General features: G+C 73.1%; 11 protein-coding genes, 1 pseudogene and 1 other annotated feature. Of the genes and pseudogenes, 7 read left to right on the forward strand and 5 right to left on the reverse strand.

Annotated features, from left to right (window positions below):
• Positions 1–229: 229 nt before the first annotated feature.
• Both ACFWEE_RS06595 and ACFWEE_RS06600 read left to right on the forward strand, forming a co-directional pair.
• Positions 230–1,025: pseudogene (locus tag ACFWEE_RS06595) on the forward strand (hypothetical protein); the annotation flags it as partial.
• Positions 1,026–1,080: 55 nt separating this feature from the next.
• A protein-coding gene (locus tag ACFWEE_RS06600; RefSeq protein WP_386886946.1) for an IS3 family transposase occupies positions 1,081–2,315 on the forward strand; the annotation gives its coding sequence in 2 pieces (ribosomal slippage) (positions 1,081–1,360 and positions 1,360–2,315; 1,236 coding nt in all).
• Positions 1,359–1,487 (forward strand) — a sequence feature (AL1L pseudoknot). (Overlaps the previous gene by 129 nt.)
• A 268-nt stretch (positions 2,316–2,583) precedes the next feature.
• Here ACFWEE_RS06600 and ACFWEE_RS06605 read toward each other — a convergent pair.
• Positions 2,584–3,006 carry a secondary thiamine-phosphate synthase enzyme YjbQ gene (locus tag ACFWEE_RS06605; RefSeq protein WP_386886948.1) on the reverse strand — a complete coding sequence of 141 codons (423 nt, stop codon included), beginning with the start codon at positions 3,004–3,006 and terminating at the stop codon, positions 2,584–2,586.
• A 229-nt stretch (positions 3,007–3,235) separates the two neighbouring features.
• Between ACFWEE_RS06605 and ACFWEE_RS06610 the strand changes: the two genes are divergently transcribed.
• Entirely contained in the window at positions 3,236–4,342 is a 1,107-nt protein-coding gene (locus ACFWEE_RS06610) for an NAD(P)-binding domain-containing protein (RefSeq protein WP_386887016.1), read from the forward strand.
• A 129-nt stretch (positions 4,343–4,471) separates the two neighbouring features.
• Here ACFWEE_RS06610 and mltG read toward each other — a convergent pair whose 3' ends face one another.
• Together mltG and ACFWEE_RS06620 are read right to left on the reverse strand one after the other, a co-directional pair.
• Complete coding sequence (gene mltG / locus ACFWEE_RS06615) at positions 4,472–5,338, reverse strand: endolytic transglycosylase MltG (protein ID WP_386887017.1); 867 nt, start codon at positions 5,336–5,338, stop codon at positions 4,472–4,474.
• 90 nt (positions 5,339–5,428) lie between these two features.
• Entirely contained in the window at positions 5,429–7,234 is a 1,806-nt protein-coding gene (locus ACFWEE_RS06620; protein WP_386886950.1) for an ABC transporter ATP-binding protein, read from the reverse strand.
• A 233-nt stretch (positions 7,235–7,467) separates the two neighbouring features.
• On the opposite strand from ACFWEE_RS06620, the gene ACFWEE_RS06625 reads away from it, so the two are divergent.
• Complete coding sequence (locus ACFWEE_RS06625; protein ID WP_386886952.1) at positions 7,468–7,911, forward strand: MarR family winged helix-turn-helix transcriptional regulator; 444 nt, start codon at positions 7,468–7,470, stop codon at positions 7,909–7,911.
• A 91-nt stretch (positions 7,912–8,002) separates the two neighbouring features.
• Positions 8,003–10,945, forward strand: coding sequence for an FAD-binding and (Fe-S)-binding domain-containing protein (locus ACFWEE_RS06630; RefSeq protein WP_386886954.1), 2,943 nt, complete (start codon positions 8,003–8,005; stop codon positions 10,943–10,945).
• Between the two features lie 53 nt (positions 10,946–10,998).
• Here ACFWEE_RS06630 and ACFWEE_RS06635 read toward each other — a convergent pair whose 3' ends face one another.
• On the reverse strand, positions 10,999–12,474 hold the full coding sequence (locus ACFWEE_RS06635; protein WP_386886956.1) for a PHB depolymerase family esterase: 1,476 nt from the start codon (positions 12,472–12,474) through the stop codon (positions 10,999–11,001).
• Between the two features lie 411 nt (positions 12,475–12,885).
• On the opposite strand from ACFWEE_RS06635, the gene ACFWEE_RS06640 reads away from it, so the two are divergent.
• The gene (locus ACFWEE_RS06640) at positions 12,886–13,752 is read left to right on the forward strand and encodes a 3-hydroxybutyrate dehydrogenase (RefSeq protein ID WP_386886958.1); all 867 of its coding nucleotides are present in this window, start codon (positions 12,886–12,888) and stop codon (positions 13,750–13,752) included.
• Positions 13,753–14,164: 412 nt separating this feature from the next.
• The gene (locus tag ACFWEE_RS06645) at positions 14,165–16,060 is read left to right on the forward strand and encodes a helix-turn-helix domain-containing protein (protein WP_386887019.1); all 1,896 of its coding nucleotides are present in this window, start codon (positions 14,165–14,167) and stop codon (positions 16,058–16,060) included.
• 111 nt (positions 16,061–16,171) lie between these two features.
• On the opposite strand, the gene ACFWEE_RS06650 is transcribed toward ACFWEE_RS06645, so the two are convergent.
• Positions 16,172–17,122 (reverse strand): alpha/beta fold hydrolase, encoded by a 951-nt coding sequence (locus ACFWEE_RS06650; RefSeq protein WP_386886960.1) that lies wholly within the window; start codon positions 17,120–17,122, stop codon positions 16,172–16,174.
• Positions 17,123–17,366 lie beyond the last annotated feature (244 nt).

The following is a 17,366-nucleotide window of genomic DNA, read 5'->3' on the forward strand; positions in this document are numbered from 1 at the left end:
TGCTGAGATTACGAGCGCGGCCAGCTGCCGCGCATGATCCATAACCCGGCGCTCGGGAGCGACCAACTCCCCGCGCACGGGCTCCGCCACGCGTGGCGGATTCATGTCGGCGCGGTGCCGACGGCTTTGCACGAGAAGTCGGCACCGCGCTTCCTACGAGCCACGAAAGAGCCGTCGCGATGCGGCATGCCCTCACACCGCCCCGCCCCGCCCCCCGGCCTCGACAGCGATGAAGGCTGTCGGAGCAGCCCTTGGTCTCGTGGCGGCCGTTCCCCTTCTGCTGGCCATTCCGATCGCCGCGATCAGTGCCGGGAGCGCGTCCGCGTCGTGTTCCGCCTACGGTGCACAGGCTGTGGATACGGTCGCCGTCACCGCCCAGGTGAAGGCAATTCTGGACGGCGGCGCCAAGGGGACGGTCGCCGTGCCGGGACTTGAATCCCCGGCCGAGCAGGTGCACTACGCGAAGACCATCCAGGCCACCGGCGTCGCGATGAACGTCCCGGCCCGAGGTCAGATCGTGGCCCTGGCGACGGCCCTGCAGGAGAGCGGGCTGCACAACCTCACCTACGGCAACCGCGACAGTCTGGGTCTGTTCCAACAGCGTCCGTCGCAGGGCTGGGGCACCGCGACCGAGGTCCTCGACCCGGTGCACGCGGCGACCCGGTTCTACGAGGCGCTGGAGAAGGTATCGGGCTGGCAGTCCCTGTCGGTCACGCAGGCGGCCCAGGCCGTCCAGCAGTCCGGCTACCCCGAGGCGTACGCAAAGTGGGAACCCCTCGCCACCGCTCTGCAACAGGCGATCGAGCCGCTGCTCGCGAAGACCGCCACCGGGGCGTCCGGAAGCACGGCCGCTGGCTCGTCCTCCACCGGCACTAAGCCCGACGACCACGGCCGGGTGCGCGGGGAACGGGGACGGCACCGACTTCGGAACCATCCCGGCCGGTGCGGTCCCGGCCGAGTACACGGTCCCGGCGGATGCTCCGCCGAAGGTTCAGACGGCGATCCGGTGGGCCTTGGGCCAGCTCGACTGAATCGCACCGGGTTTGATGGAGACATCGAAGACCCGGAAGGATGCCGATCATGGCTGCTCCCCGTAAGTACCCCGACGAGCTGCGTGAGCGTGCGACGCGGCTGGCGATCGAGGCCCGTATGGACCCCGCCGGCAGGGCCGGAGCGATCAAGCGGATCGCCGACCAGCTCGACGTGCACCCCGAGGCCCTGCGCGGCTGGGTCAAGCGGGCCGAGATCGACTCGGGTGTCGTGCCCGGCATGACCAACTCGGAGGCAGCCCGGATCGCGGAGCTGCAGCGGGAGGTGAAGGAACTGCGGCGGGCGAACGCGATATTGAAGTCCGCCTCGGCTTTCTTCGCCGCGGAGCTGGACCGTCCACTGCGATGAAGGTCGCCTACATCGACCAGTACAAGGAACAGTTCGGCGTCCAGCCGATCTGCGACATCCTCGCCGAGACGGACGCGCCGATCGCGCCGAGCACCTACTACGCCGTCCACACCCGCCCGCCGTCAGCCCGCAGTCTGCGCGATGAGCAGCTCACCGAGGAGATACGCCGCATCCACGCCGACAACTACGGCGTCTACGGGGCTCGCAAGATCCATGCCGCCCTGGTCCGCGAAGGCGTCGAGGTGGCCCGCTGTACCGTTGAACGCCTGATGAGAGGGGCCGGACTTCGCGGCGTGATCCGGGCCAAGAGCCCGCGCACCACCCGTCCCGCCCCTGAGACCGACCGTCCGGCCGACCTGGTCGAGCGCCAGTTCACCGCAACTACACCCAACCAGCTGTGGGTTGCTGACATCACCTACATCAGAACGTTCTCCGGTTGGGTCTACGCGGCCTTCGTCATCGACGTCTTCTCCCGCATGGTCGTCGGCTGGCAGGTCGCCACCAGCCTCTACACCGATCTCGCCCTCGACGCCCTGGAGATGGCGATCTGGCGCCGCCGGCACACCGGCGCCGACCTGGCCGGCCTCACGCATCACTCGGACCGCGGAGTCCAATATCGTGCCATTCGCTACACCGAACGCCTCGCCGACGAGGTGGCCGTGGCCTCGGTCGGGTCCAAGGGCGACAGCTATGACAACGCCCTCGCCGAGGCGTTCAACAGCCTCTTCAAGGCCGAGCTGATCCGCAACAAGGGGCCCTGCACATCCATGAACGACGTCGAGATCGCAGTCGCCGAGTACGTCGACTGGTTCAACCAGCGCCGCCTGCACGGCGAGCTCGGGCACGTCACCCCCGCCGAGCGCGAGGCCGCCCACTACGCGGCCGAACCCCCTGCTTCACTCCAGAAAACCAGCTAACTCACTCTCCACAAAACCCGGGGCTCGACACTTCCCAGTCGTCCGCCCAGCCGATGATGTGCGCACCCACGGACGCGGCAGCGGCAAGTACGTTCTCCCGCTGGCGCTCAGGGGACGAGGTCGCCAGCTTCACGCGCGACAGACGCCGCACTCCGAGCAGGCATTTGCCGCATCCGTCGTAGGGGCGTTCGACTACAGGTGGGGTCGTACCGTGCAAGATTCTCTCCGTACGGAGAATCGGCGGCACGACCTCTGGGAGCGATCTTGGTCAGCCCAGGAAGCTCAGACGAACCTGACGGTTGCCTTTAGCAATGTTCGTGTCCACCAGGCACACCGACTGCCAGGTCCCCAGCTCCAGGCGGCCGGCGATCACCGGCAGGGTGGCGTGGGGCGGGACGAGGGCGGGGAGGACGTGGTCGCGGCCGTGGCCGGGGGTGCCGTGGCGGTGTTGCCAGCGATCGTCGGCGGGGAGCAGGGTGTGCAGGGTGGCGAGCAGGTCGTCGTCGCTGCCGGCTCCGGTCTCCAGGACGGCGATCCCGGCCGTCGCGTGGGGGACGAAGATGTTGAGCAGGCCGTCCCGGCCGGCGGCGGCACGGGACAGGAACTGCTCGCAGTCTCCGGTCAGGTCGGTGACCGTCTCCGTCCTCCCGGTGGTGAGGTGCAGGACGTGCGTGGCGAAGGAATCAGGCATGCCGCCATCTTCCCGCCCCCGGCCGCAGGACGCCCAGTCCGATGCGGCCGGTCCGATGCGCCCAGTCCGAGGTGGCCGGTCCGATGCGCCCAGTCCGAGGTGGCCGGTCCGAGGCCGCCGGTCCGAGGCGGCGCCACGGCGGGCGGGGCCTGCGGAAGAAGGGGACGGCCGCCTCGGGAAGAGGCGCCGCGCTCCCGGAGTTGGTAGAAGCGTGAACGATTCTGAGGTGGTGCGGAACACCGACGTCGTGGTGATCGGCGCGGGGCAGGCCGGGCTGGCCGCCGCGCACCATTTGGCGCGGGTCGGTCTGGAGCCTGACCGCGACTTCGTCGTTCTCGACCACGCGCCGCGTCCGGGTGGCGCCTGGCAGTTCCGCTGGCCCTCGCTGACGTACGGCAAGGTGCACGGGATGCACTCGCTGCCGGGCATGGAGCTGACCGGCGCCGATCCGGATCGGCCCTCCTCCGAAGTGATCGGCGCATACTTCGACGCCTACGAGCGCCGTTTCGGGCTCCGGGTGCACCGGCCGGTGGAGGTCCGGGCGGTCAGGGAAGCGGCCGGAGAGGGGAGCGGGGGGAGGCTGCTGGTCGAGACGTCCGTGGGGACGTACGCGACGCGGGCGCTGATCAACGCGACGGGCACCTGGGACCGGCCGTTCTGGCCCCGCTATCCGGGGCAGGAGACGTTCCTCGGGCGGCAGCTCCACACGGCCGGCTACCCGGGACCGGAGGAGTTCGCGGGGCTGCGGGTGGTGGTGGTCGGCGGTGGCGCCTCCGGTACGCAGCACCTGATGGAGATCGCCGATGTCGCGGCGGCCACGTACTGGGTGACCCGGCGCGAACCCGTCTTCCGCGAGGGCCCGTTCGGGGCGGAACAGGGGCGCGCCGCCGTCGCGTTGGTGGAGGAACGGGTACGCCGGGGCCTGGCGCCCCGGAGTGTGGTGAGCGTGACCGGTCTGCCCCTCAACGAGGCCGTCCGTGACGCGCGGGCGCGGGGGATCCTCGACCGGCTGCCGATGTTCGACCGCATCACCCCGACGGGGGTGGCCTGGGACGACGGGCGGATCGCCCCGATCGACGCCGACGTGATCCTGTGGGCGACCGGGTTCCGGCCGGCTATCGACCACCTGGCTCCGTTGCGGCTGCGGGAGCCCGGCGGCGGCATCCGGGTGGAGGACACGCGGGCGGTACGGGACGGGCGCGTCCACCTGGTCGGCTACGGTCCCTCCGCCAGCACCATCGGCGCCAACCGCGCCGGGCGCACCGCGGTGCGTTCGGTCATGCGGCTGCTGGCGGAGACCTCCGCCGCGTCGGTGACCGCACGTGTGCCGGCGTGATCCCCGGCCCGACCGTCACGAACCGCCCCCACGTCCCCGACCTCCGCGACCTCCCCGATCGCCCGGACCGCCCGGACCACCCGGACCACCCGGACTGCCCGGACCGTCCGGAGGGTGCGCGTTCCGCCGTCAGCCGCGGGCTACGGCCACGCGCTCCCGCTCCCGGTTCCGGTTGAACTCGGCGACGTTGTGCCGGTGCGCCTCGTAGTCCTCGCTGAAGCGGGTGTCCCCCGGCCCGACCGTCACGAAGTACAGCCACGGGCCCGCCGTGGGGCCGATGGCCGCCCGCATCGCCTGTTCGCCGGGATTGCCGATGGGGGTGGGCGGGAGACCTTTGCGGCGGTAGGTGTTGTAGGGGCTGTCGATCCGGGTGTCCTCGGCGGTGGTGTCCAGCGTGGAGCGCCTGAGGGCGTAGTTGAGCGTCGAGTCCATCTGCAGCGGCATGTTCCGGTGCAGGCGGTTGTAGACGACCCGGCCCACCTTCCCCATGTCGGAGGCGGTGTCCGCTTCCGCCTGGATGACGCTGGCGAGCGTCACCGTCTGGTAGGCGGAGATGTGGTGGCGCAGCGCTCCGGCGGTGATCCGGTCGCCCCCGAACCTCTGGGACGCGGTATCCACCATGTAGCGGAGCAGACTCCGGGGGGTCGTACCGGGGCGGAGGGGATAGGTCGCGGGGAAGAGGTACCCCTCCGGATTGCCGTGTGCGGCTTCGGGCAGCGGGAGGTGCGCCCCGGGCACGGACTTCTCGGTGGTGCCCGGCGGGACGCCGAGCGCCTGGTCGACGGCCTCGTAGATCTGCTTCGCCCGCCATCCCTCGGGGATCACCAGGGACGCGGGCTCCTCGGCCCCCGTCTCGGGGCCGCCCCGCGGCACCAGCAGGGGGGCCGCGACCGTGGCGGCTGCCACGAGCGCGCCCCCGAGGAGCAGCAGTACCTTGCCCCGCCGTGTGGGGCGCAGCCTCCGGCGGTAGCGGAGGGCGTCGGGCTCGTTGACCATGCGGGCACGCACCATGCGGGCACGATAACCGTACAAATGCCTCGGGCCTGTGGGAATGACGCTCGACACCCGGGAAGGGTCCGGCGAAGGTCACCCCGCTGCGGGCTCCAGGCGGGTGTCCCGGCGGATGAGGGCGGCGTAGCGGCCGTCCTGCGCGAGGAGTTCCTCGTGGGTGCCCCGCTCGACCGTCCGGCCGCCCTCCAGTACGACGATCTGGTCAGCGTCCCGGATGGTGGAGAGGCGGTGCGCGATGGTGAGCGTGGTACGTCCGGCCGAGAGCGCGTCGATCGCCTCCTGCACGGCGTGTTCCGTACGGGTGTCGAGGGCACTGGTCGCCTCGTCGAGCACCAGGATCGGGGGGTCGCGCAGGATCGTGCGGGCGATGGCGAGGCGCTGTTTCTCACCGCCGGAGAAGCGGTAGCCGCGCTCGCCGACGAGGGTGTCGTACCCGTCGGGGAGGGACGCGATGTGGTCGTGGATCTGTGCGGCGCGCGCCGCAGCCTCGATCTCCTCGTCGGTGGCGTCGGGCTTGGCGAACCGGAGGTTCTCGGCGACCGAGGCGTGGAAGAGGTAGGTCTCCTGCGAGACCACGCCGACCGCCCTCGCGAGGGAGTCGAAGTCGAGGTCCCGTACGTCGACCCCGTCGATCGTCACGCGGCCGGAGGTGACGTCGTACAGCCGGGGCACGAGGTAGCTCAGGGTGGACTTGCCGGAGCCGGTGGGGCCGACCACCGCCAGGCTGCTGCCCGCGGGCACCTTGACGTCGATGTCGTCGAGGGTGGGTCCGCTCTTCTCGTCGTAGCCGAAGCCGACGTGCTCGAAGACGACTTCCCCGCGGATGCGGTCCAGGCGGACGGGGCTCGCGGGCTCCGTGATGTCGACCTTGAGATCCAGGTACTCGAAGATGCGCTGGAAGAGCGCGAGGGAGGTCTGCATCTGGACGCCGGTCGCGAGCAGGCTCACGGCGGGCCGGAAGAGTCCCTGCTGGAGCGAGACGAAGGCGACGAGCGTGCCGATGGAGACGGCCGTGCTGCCGGAGCTCAGGGTCAGGCCGGCGGCCCAGTAGATGACGGCGGGCATGGCGGCCATGACGATGCCGATCGTCGACATCCGCCAGCGTCCCGCCATGTTGGCACGGACTTCGAGGTCGACCAGCCGCTCCGACTCCTCGGCGAAGCCCCTGACCAACGAGTCCGAGCGGCCCATGGTGCGGCCGAGCAGGATGCCGCTGACGGAGAGGGATTCGGTGACGGTCGCCGCCATCGCGGCCATCTGCCGCTGCCGCTGCGTGGTGATCTTCTTCCGCTCCCGCCCGACGCGGCGGCTGATCCAGACGAAGACGGGCAGCAGGAGCAGCGAGACGAGGGTGAGCCGCCAGTCGAGCGCGACCATCGCGACGACGGTGGCGACGACGGCGGTGAGGTTCGAGACCAGGGAGGTGGCGGTGGAGGTGACGGTCGCCTGCATCCCGCCGATGTCGTTGGCGATGCGGGACTGCACCTCGCCGGTACGGGTCCTGGTGAAGAAGGCCAGCGGCATCCGCTGGAGCTGGGTGTAGACGCCGGTGCGCAGGTCGTGCATGACGCGCTGGCCGACCGTGGTGGAGATCAGGGTCTGGAGGACGCCGAAGACGCTGTTCATCACGGCGGTGGCGATCATCCCGAGCGCCAGCAGCGTGAGCAGGCCGGTGCGCCCCTGCGGTATGGCGGTGTCGAGGATCTCGCGGAGCAGGAAGGGTGAGGCGACCGACACCAGGGAGGAGGCGCCGACCAGCAGCCCGACCAGCGCGAGACGGCCGCGGTAGGGGCGGAAGAGACGGAGGATGCGGCGCACCTCGGGGGGCGGCTGCGTGCCGTCCTTGGGTGGGGGCGTCCAGGTGGGTTCGTCGGGTTTCATGTGCTCCTTCATGAGGGCTGGGGGGCTGCGGGGGTACGGAGGGCCGGGCGGCCCGCGCGGCGCCCTGGCGGGCGGGCCCGCAGGGGCGGTACGCACCAGGACGCGCCAGGACGCACGGGGCGGCGGTCCGGCGCCGCCCGTCGCCCCGGAGGGGTCGGGCGATCCGAACCGTGAAGAGCGTACCTCACTGTTACCTATACTCACAATGAACCTGGTCCTGATATTGTTCCGGTATGGACTCCCCCGATTCCGACGGCCACCTCGCCGAACAGCTCCTGCGGCTCACCCGCCGGCTCCACCGCATCCAGAGCCGCCAGCTGGAGCCGATCGGCATCACGCCCGCGCAGTTCCGTCTGCTGCGCGCGGTCGCCCAGTACGACTCCCCGCCCCGGATGGCCGATCTCGCGCAGCGGCTGGACGTCGTCCCGCGCGCGGTGACCAGCCTGGTGGACGGCCTGGAGGCGGGCGAGCGGGTGCGCAGGGCGCCCGATCCGGCGAACCGGCGCGTGGTGCGCATCGAGATCACCGACAAGGGGCGGGCCACGCTCGGAGAGCTGCGCGACGCGCGCCGAGCCGCCGCGGAGGAGATCCTGGCTCCGTTGACCGCCGAACAGCGCGAGGTGCTCGGCGGGCTGCTGGCCGCCCTGGTCGACGGACTGCCGGGGCGCCACTGCTGAGCCGTCGCACCCGGACGCGGGAGGACCGCGTCCGGCCGCCCGAGGGGATGCCGAGATGCCGCAGTCGCCGAAGACGCGACCGTTTCCCACGTTGCCGTTGCTGGAGCCGGAGCCGGAAGCCCTCCGTCCGGGCCGGGTGCGCGAGGCGGCCCCCGACCGCGTGTCCGACCGGAGCGCGGCGGGCACCCCGGAGCCCCTGCGCTCGGAGCTGGTCGCGCTGCTGGGCACGGGAAAGGTGCTCTGGAAGGTCTCCGACCTGGTGAAGTACGCCTCCGACGCCAGTCCGTACCGATTCCTGCCCCGGGTCGTGGTGGTCGCCGAGGACATCGACGACGTATCCGCTGTGCTGTCGTACGCGCACGGCAGGGGGCGGCACGTCGTCTTCCGGGCCGCCGGCACCAGCCTGAACGGCCAGGCCCAGGGCGAGGACATCCTCGTCGACGTGCGCCGCCACTGGAGCGGGGTGACGGTGCTGGACGGTGGCGCGCGGGCCAGGATCCGCCCCGGCACCACCATCGCCCGGGCCAACGCCGCCCTCGCCCGGTACGGCAGAGTGCTCGGCCCCGACCCGGCCAGCGCGATCGCCTGCACGGTCGGCGGAGTCGTCGCCAACAACGCCTCCGGGATGACCGCCGGCACCACCCGGAATTCCTACCGGACGGTCTCCTCGCTCTCCTTCGTCCTGCCGGGCGGCACGATGGTCGACACCGCCGACCCGGCCGCCGGTGAACTCCTCGCGCACGCGGAGCCCCGGCTCTGCGAGGGCCTGATGGCGTTGAAGGCGGAGATCGAGGCGGACGAGGCGCTGACCGCGCGCATCCGCGCCAAGTACGAGATCAAGAACACCAACGGCTACCGCCTGGACGCGTTCCTGGACGGCGCGACGCCGGTGGAGATCCTGCGCGGGCTGATGGTCGGCTCCGAGGGCACCTTCGGTTTCCTCTCGGAGGTCGTCTTCGACACACTGCCGCTCGACCGGCGGACCTCCACGGCGCTCCTCTTCTTCCCCTCGCTGACCGCCGCTGCCGCCGCCGTGCCGTTGTTCAACGCGGCCGGTGCCCTCGCCGTGGAGCTGATGGACGGCAACACCCTGCGCGCCTCGGTCAGCGTGCGGGGCGTACCGGCGGACTGGGCGGCCCTCCCCCGGGAGACGGCGGCCCTGCTCGTCGAGTTCCGGGCCCCGGACGAGGCCGCGCAGGAGGCGTACGAATCGGCGGCGGCCGAGGTGGTGGCGGGGCTCACCCTGGTCGCTCCGGCCGCTTCGGTCACCAACGCGTTCACCCGGGACCCGGGGACGATCAACGGGTACTGGAAGGCACGCAAGGCGTTCGTCACCGCCGTCGGCGGCTCGCGGCCCTCGGGCACGACGCTGATCACCGAGGACTTCGCGGTCCCGCCGTCCCGGCTGGCGGAGGCCTGCGAGGCCCTGCTGGAACTCCAGGCGCGCCACGGCTTCGACGCGGCCGTGGCCGGACACGCCGCCCACGGCAACCTCCACTTCCTCCTGGCGTTCGACGCGGGCGTCCCCGCCGACGTGGAGCGGTACGCCGCGTTCATGGACGCGTTCTGCACGCTGGTGGTGGACGGCTTCGACGGTTCGCTCAAGGCCGAGCACGCCACCGGCCGCAACATCGCCCCCTTCCTGGAGCGCGAATGGGGCCCGCGGGCGACCGAGCTGATGTGGCGGACGAAGCGGCTGATCGATCCGGACGGGGTGCTCGCCCCCCGTGTGGTCCTCGACCGCGATCCCCGGGCGCATCTGCGGGGCCTGAAGACGATCCCCTCGGTGGAGGCGGTCGCGGACCCGTGCATCGAGTGCGGCTTCTGCGAACCCACCTGCCCCAGCCAGGACCTCACCACCACGCCCCGTCAGCGGATCGTGCTGCGGCGGGAGATGCTGCGCCAGCCGGACGGCTCCCCCGTCGAGGACGCGCTGCTCGACGCGTACGGCTACGACGCGGTCGACACCTGCGCGGGCGACTCCACCTGCATGCTGGCGTGCCCGGTCGGCATCGACACCGGCGCGATGATGAAGGGGTTCCGCTCGCTGCGGCATTCGCCCCGCGAGGAGCGGATCGCGGCAGTCACCGCGCGGCACTTCCGGGTGGTGGAGTCGGCCGCCCGGCTCGCCGTGGCCGCGGCGGACCGGCTGGGCGACCGGGTGCGGGATCCGCTGCTGACGGCGGTGACCCGGCTCGCCCGCACGGTGGTCCGCCCCGACCTGATGCCCGAGTGGCTGCCGGAGATTCCCCCGGCGGCCTCGCGCAGACTCCCGCCCACCGCGCGGGCGGGGGCGCACGCGGTGTACTTCCCGGCGTGCGTGAACCGGATCTTCGCCGGTCCCGGGGGAGACCGGGAGCCGTCGCTGGCGCACTCCGTCGTCGCTCTCTCCGCCCGTGCGGGCAGGCCCGTCTGGATCCCGGGCGACGTCGGCGGTACCTGCTGCGCGACGATCTGGCACTCCAAGGGGTACGACACCGCCAACGCCGTGATGGCCAACCGGATCGTGGAGGCGGCGTGGGGCTGGACCGGCGGCGGCGCGCTGCCGCTGGTGGTGGACGCCTCCTCCTGCACCCTCGGCATCGCGCGGGAGGTCGTCCCGTACCTCACCGAGGACAACCGCGCCCTGCACCGGGAGCTGACGGTGGTGGACTCCCTCGTGTGGGCGGCCGACGAACTGCTCCCCCGTCTCACGGTGGAGCGCAGGGTCAAGTCGGCCGCCGTGCACCCGACGTGTTCGATGGAGCACCTGGACGTGGTGGACCGGCTGCGCACACTCGCCGGGGCGTGTGCCGAGGAGGTGTTCCTGCCGGACGACGCGAAGTGCTGCGGGTTCGCCGGGGACCGCGGGATGCTGCACAAGGAGCTGACCGATGCGGCGACGGCCAAGGAGGCCACCGCGGTCGGCTCCCGTGACGACGACGCCCATCTCTCGGCCAACCGGATGTGCGAGATCGGCATGACCCGGGCCACCGGGCACCCCTACCGCTCCGTCCTGACGGAGTTGGAGCGCGCGACGCGCCCGTCCGGCTGACCTCCCGGTCCTCGGGCGGGGCCGGCCGGCGGGCGCGCTGTCGGCTGCCGCTGTCAGCAGCCGGTGTCGGCGAGGACGTACGTGCCCAGGGCCGTCTGCTTCAGCGTGTGGGTGACGAACACGTTGTACAGCCCCATGTTCTGGTTCGAACCGTTGGCGTAGGTGTACCCGCCGCCGGTGTGGGCCCGGCCCGCCGCCACGTGGGCGTAGTTGCTGGCCGTGGTGCAGGTGGGGACGTATCCCGAGGTGGTGGCGGTGACCGCGGCGGAGACCGTACCGACCGTACCGTCGGCGGCGACCGCGGCGACGGTGTACGTGTACGACGTGGCGGCGGTCAGCCCCGTGTCGGTGTACGAGGTGCCGGTGGGCGTGCCGACCTGGGTGCCGCCCCGGTACACGCGGTACGAGGAAGCTCCGGAGACGGCGGACCAGGTCAGCGGGACCGAGGTGCCGGTCGGCGTGCCGGCCGCGAGTCCGGCCGGTGCGGGAAGCTTCTCGCCGCCCTGGCCGGGGTCGGTTCCGCCGCCCTGCTGGTCGAGCCCCCAGAACTTCGCGGTCCAGTAACCGGAGCAGATGGTGTCGAGGAAGTACGCGGCGGACGCGCCGCACTGCTCGGCGCCGGAGCCCGGGTCGACGGCGAGGCCGTGGCCCATCCCGCTGATCTGGTACAGCTGCACGGCGGGCTTCCCGGAGGCGTCGTCGTAGCTGGTCAGGGTGGTGCCGCCGGGGAGGGACGCGGTGCTTGACGGGGTCTGGGAGAGGCCGTGGACATTGGTCCACTGGTCGCGCAGCTCGGTCGCGTTGACGGGGTAGACGGTGTAGTCGGACATCCCCTGCCAGATCGCGACGCGCGGCCACGGACCGGCGTAACCGGGGTACTGCGCGCGGACCTTGTCGCCCCACTGGGCCGGGGTGAGGTTCAGGCTGCCGTACTGGCAGGTGGACGCGGCGGTCTGGCTCGTCGCGCACTGCGCGGGCAGGCCCGAGGCGATGGAGCCGCCCGCGAAGAGGTCCGGGTACGCGGCGAGCATGTTCGCCGCCATGCCGCCGCCCGCCGAGAGACCGGTGATGTAGACCCGGTCCGCGTCCGAGCCGTACAGCGACTCGGCCTTGGCGACCATCTGGGCGAGTGAGGCGGCCTCGCCCTGGCCGCGCGCGGTGTCCGCCGGGCTGAACCAGGTGAAGCAGGAGAGCGAGTTGTTCGCGGAGCTGGTCTGCGGGAACACCACGGCGAAACGGTAGGTGTCGGCGAGCTTGGTCCAACCGCTGTTGGCGTAGTAGTCGTTGGCGGTCTGGGCGCAGCCGTGCAGCGCCACGACGACGGGCGCGCCGGCCGGAAGTCCCGCCGGGACGTAGGTGTACATGGACAGGTTTCCCGGGTTGGAGCCGAAACCGGTGACCGGTGTCAGCCCCGCGGCGGCGGCCGGGTGGGCGAGGACGGTGGTGCCGGCGGCAGCGAGGAGCAGACCGGAGACGGCGAAGCGTCCGATCCGCCGCGCGAGGCGGCCGAGAGGGGTGGGGCGGCGCACGGGGTACCTCCGGGGGTGCGCGAGCGGTCGCCGGGTGACCGGGCGACGCGGCTCTGGGCGGGTCGGTGCGGCGGGCGGCCCGCCGGGTCCGGGGTCCCGCCCGGTCCCGGCGGTGCGGGCCCCGTCGTGTCCGAGGGGCGCCGGTCGCCTGCCGTGGGGGGACGTTAGGCGTGGCGCCCGGGGCCCGACATGTGGACGCGCCCCATCCGGAACTCCGGGATGTGTGCGCGCGGACCGTTGTCCGGACCGGCGTACGGGAAGGAGCCGGACCCGCACCGGGCCGGTACGTCGTCCGCGTGCGGCGCGCGGTGGTCCGGCCGGGCCCCATGGAGGGGGACACCATGACGGCGGAGGGAACTGTGTGGGCCGCCCACGTGTGAGCGGCCCGTCCGCCTTCCTACGGTGACGCCCATGGAGAGCACTTCGCGTCCCGCGGCCGGCCGCCGGACTGACGCCCCGGCCCCACCACCCACCGGCGTCGCCGCAACGGGCGGGCCCCACCGGACCACCGGACCCGCAGCACTCGACGGACACGTCCTGACCGGTCGCACGGCTCTCGTCACGGGGGCCGCGAGCGGCATCGGCCGGGCCTGCGCGGTGGCCCTGGCTTCGGCGGGCGCGCACGTCCTCGTGGTGGACATCGACGCCGAGGGGGCGCGGGACGTGGCCCGGCTCGTCGGGGGGACCGCCGTGACCGCCGACCTGTCCGACCCGGAGCAGGTGGACGCGCTGGCCGTCGACGCGGTGGACGTGGTCGTCAACAACGCGGGACTCCAACACGTGGCACCGGTGCACGAGTTCCCGCCGGACCGCTTCGCGCTGATCCAACGGGTCATGCTGGAGGCCCCGTTCCGTATCCTTCGCCGCACCCTTCCCGGGATGTACGCGCGCGGGTGGGGGCGGGTCGTGAACATCTCCTCGGTCCACGGGCTGCGGGCCAGTCCCTTCAAGTCCGCCTACGTCGCCGCCAAGCACGGCCTGGAGGGCCTGAGCAAGGTGGTCGCCCTGGAGGGCGCACCGTACGGAGTGACGAGCAACTGCGTGAACCCCGGGTACGTCCGCACTCCGCTCGTCGAGGGCCAGATCGCCGACCAGGCCCGTGCGCACGGCATTCCACCGGAGGAAGTGCTGGAGCGGGTGCTGTTGGAGCGCAGCGCGGTCAAGCGGCTCATCGAACCGGAGGAGGTCGGTGCGGCCGTGCTGTGGCTGTGCGGCCCGCACGCGGGGTCGATGAGCGGGGCGTCGTTGCCGATGGACGGTGCCTGGACGGCCCGTTGAGCGGTGTCCGGGGCGCCGGGCGGCCCCGGGCCGCCGACGGTGTCCGCCGCACGCGAGCGGCCGTCGGTGAAAGGCCAGTTCGCAGGGGGTGACGCGGACGGCACGGGCTGGCAGGGTGTCCGCATCATGGGACGCGCACCCGACCGGCGCGGCCCCGCCCCTTCCCCTCCGCGGGCCGCGCCGGTTCCGCCGCGGCCCGGTGACCGGCACGAAGGGCGGGGGGAACAGCAGGGAGACCGAGATGGACACCAGCACGGCAGCAGGCGGTGCGCCACGGCGCGAGGACGCCCCTTCTCCCCCGCGCCCGGGCGCCGTCCCGTCGCCCGCGCCGGGTGGGACGGCGGAACCGTCGACCGCGCCGGATGGGAAGGCGGAACCGTCGGCCGCCCCCCATCTGCGGCGGCTGCTGGAAATGCTGGCCGACGACGCGCCCGCCGAGGCACTGGGCGCCGTCACCGGGGAGGCGCGGCGGACAGGCGTCCGCGGCGCCGACCTGGCGGAGACCGAGCGGGCGGTGGCCACGGCGCTGCGGGTGCGCGGTTCGCTGCGCGCACACCGCCGCCGGGAGCTCGAACTGACCGCCCTCTTCGACACGGCGGGCGACCTGGCCGCCTCCCACGACCTCGACGAGGTGCTGCGGGCGATCGTCCGTCGGGCCAGGATGCTGCTCGGCACCGACACGGCCTATCTGACCCTGCCGGACGAGGAGGCCGGGGACACCTACATGCGGGTCACGGACGGGTCCGTGTCACCGGTCTTCCAGAACCTCCGGCTCGAACTCGGGGAAGGGCTCGGCGGTCTCGTCGCGCAGACCACCCGTCCGTACGCGACCCCGGACTACCGCACCGACGACCGGTTCCGGCACACCCGCACCATCAACGCGGGGGTGTTCGAGGAGGGCCTGGTCGCCATTCTCGGCGTGCCGCTGCTGCTCGGTTCGGTGCACGGCGAGGACCGCAAGGTGATCGGCGTGCTGTTCGCCGCCGACCGTACGCCACGGGCGTTCAGCCCCGAGGAGGTGGCGCTGCTCTCCTCCCTGGCCGCGCACGCCGCCATCGCGATCGACACGGCCCGGGCCCTGCACGACACCCGTGCCGCGCTCGCCGAACTCGCCGAGGTGAACGCGTTGGTGCGGGCCCACTCGGCCGCCGTGCAGCGAGCCGAGGAGGCGCACGACCGGCTCACCGACCTCGTGCTGCGCGGCGGGGACGTCCGGGACGTGGCCGCCGCCGTGGCGGGACTGCTCGACGGGGCGCTCACCGTCCACGATCCGGCGGGCCGCCCGCTCGCGGCGGTCCGGCAGGACGGCGGTCCCTTCGCCGCCGACTCGGTGGACGCGGGGTGGCTGGTCGACGCGGCCGAGGAGTCGCGTACGGCGGCCCGGGCGGTGGCCCGTTCGGGGCGGTGGATCTGCGCGGTCCTGGCGGGTCAGGAGCTGCTGGCCATCATGGTGCTGCACCGGCGGGAGGCGCTGGAGGACTCCGACCGGCGGATGTTCGAACGCGCCGGGGTCGTGACCGGTCTGCTCATGCTGCTGCGGCGCACCGTCGCCGAGACGGAGAACCGGGTGCGGGGCGAACTCGTCACCGACCTGCTGACCGACGCGGGCCGCGATCCGGCGCTGCTGGCCGAACGGGGCCGGCGACTGGGCGTGGACCTGGACCAGCCGCACCTGGTGCTGGTCGCCGACACCGTGCCGGAAGCCCGCGACCGCCTCGGTTCGGCCGTCGCCCGCCATCTGTTCGGCTCGCCGGGCGGGAGCGCGAGCGCCGACCACGCCGGGGCGGTGGTGCTGCTGGTGACCGCCGACGGGCGGCAGACCCCGGAGCAGGCGGCGCGCGGCGCGGCCGTCCAGCTCGGCCATCTCACGGGGGCGCCGGTCACGGTCGCCGCGGCCGGGCCGGCCTCGGGGCCGACCGCCCTCGCGTCGGCGCACGGGGAGGCGGTGCGCTGTCTGCGCGCCCTGCACGTGCTGGGCCGGCAGGGCGAGGGGGCGTCCGCGCGTCAACTCGGCTTCCTCGGGGTGCTGCTGGGGGACGCGAAGGACGTCGGCGGGTTCGTGCGAAGCACGCTCGGCCCGCTGCTCGACTACGACGCCCGGCGCGGCACCGAACTCGTCCGGACGCTCGCCGCCTACTTCGGCGCGGGCGGCAGTCTGACCCGCGCCAAGGACGCGCTGCACGTCCACGTCAACACGGTCGTGCAGCGCCTCGACCGCGTCGAAGCGCTCCTCGGCGCGGACTGGAACCACCCGGACCGCGCGCTGGAGCTGCAACTCGCGGTCCGGCTGGCGCGGTTGAGCAAGTGAGGAGCGAGAGGGCAGAAGCTCCCGCCGCGGAGGCCGGGCCCTTCCGGGGCCCGGGTCCTTCGGGGAACCCGGGCCCTCCGGGAGCACCTGCCCCCGGAGGCGTACGGCGGATCAGGCGGAGCCCGTGCCGTCGCGGCCCGCCGCGTCCAGCAGCAGCTGCGCGACGCGTGCCGCGCCCGCCTCGCCCGTCAGCACCGTGTAGTGGTTGGTGTCCGGTGCGCGCAGGGTGGTGAGTCCGGTGCCCTCCAGCGCGGCGGCGGCCAGGCGGTCCTGGTCGTAGAGCCCCTGGGGTTCGTCCATCAGGCCGCGGTCCGCCCAGAGCAGGGTGGCGGGGCCGGGCAGATGGCGGACGGCGGCCAGCACGTCCGCGTCGAACAGTCCGACGCCGTCGGTGCGGACGGCCTCCAGGCGGCAGGAGGACCGCAGTTCCGGCTCGTGGCCCGTCAGGTCGCGCTGGATGTACGCGTCGACCTCGGGCGTCCACCGGTCCGCGAACGCGGGGTGCCCCTGCCAGAACGCCCGGTAGGCGGCACGATCAGGGAACGTCATGGTCAGCCGGTCCATGGCCGGCCCGATGACGGCGGTCATCAGTTCGTCCGGGGAGAGGTGGGTGGGGGCGGGGAAGCCGACCCCGCCGTCCACCAGGAGCAGCGGGCCGAACAGCCCCGGATGGCGCACCGCGGCGAGGGCGGCGGTGAAGGCGCCCATGGAGTGCCCCGCGAGCACCGGCCGGTCGGGTGCGAGGGCCTTCGCGACGGCGGCGGCGTCGTCGGCGTGGGCGGCTATGCCGTACGGCCCCGGCAGGTGCGCGCTGCCCGCGCGGCCACGCAGGTCGGGGGCGACGAGGGTGGCGCGGCCCGCGAGGTGGCGGGCGACCGCGCCCCAGGAGAGGCCGTTGGCGGTGATGCCGTGCAGGGCCAGCACCGTGGGGGCCTGCGGGTGGGAGGCGGGCCAGCGCAGGACCGCGAGGTCACCGCCGTCGACCGGGACGCGCAGCTCGTCGTGGGGCAGCGGGCCGGGTCCGGCGGGTGGGGCGGCAGGCGCCGTTTCGGCGGGGGTCACGACAGGTTCCTCTCTTTCGGGCCGGCAGCTTCGGCGTGACCGGCGGGGTCGGGGGCAGCTTCGGCGTGACCTGCGGGGTCGGGGGCCGCCCCGGCGGACGCCCCCGGATCCGTACTCTGCCGGACGGCGGACCCGCCGGGGGCGTTTTTGGTGTCCGGGCCGCCGGGGTGCGGTCCGGTCCGATCACCCACCGGACTGCGGGCGCCGGGCGCCCGGTCGTCGCCGCCCGGGCCGTCGCCGCCCG

This window comes from Streptomyces sp. NPDC060184, from assembly GCF_042728795.1.
In the GTDB taxonomy this organism is placed as follows: Bacteria; Actinomycetota; Actinomycetes; order Streptomycetales; family Streptomycetaceae; genus Streptomyces.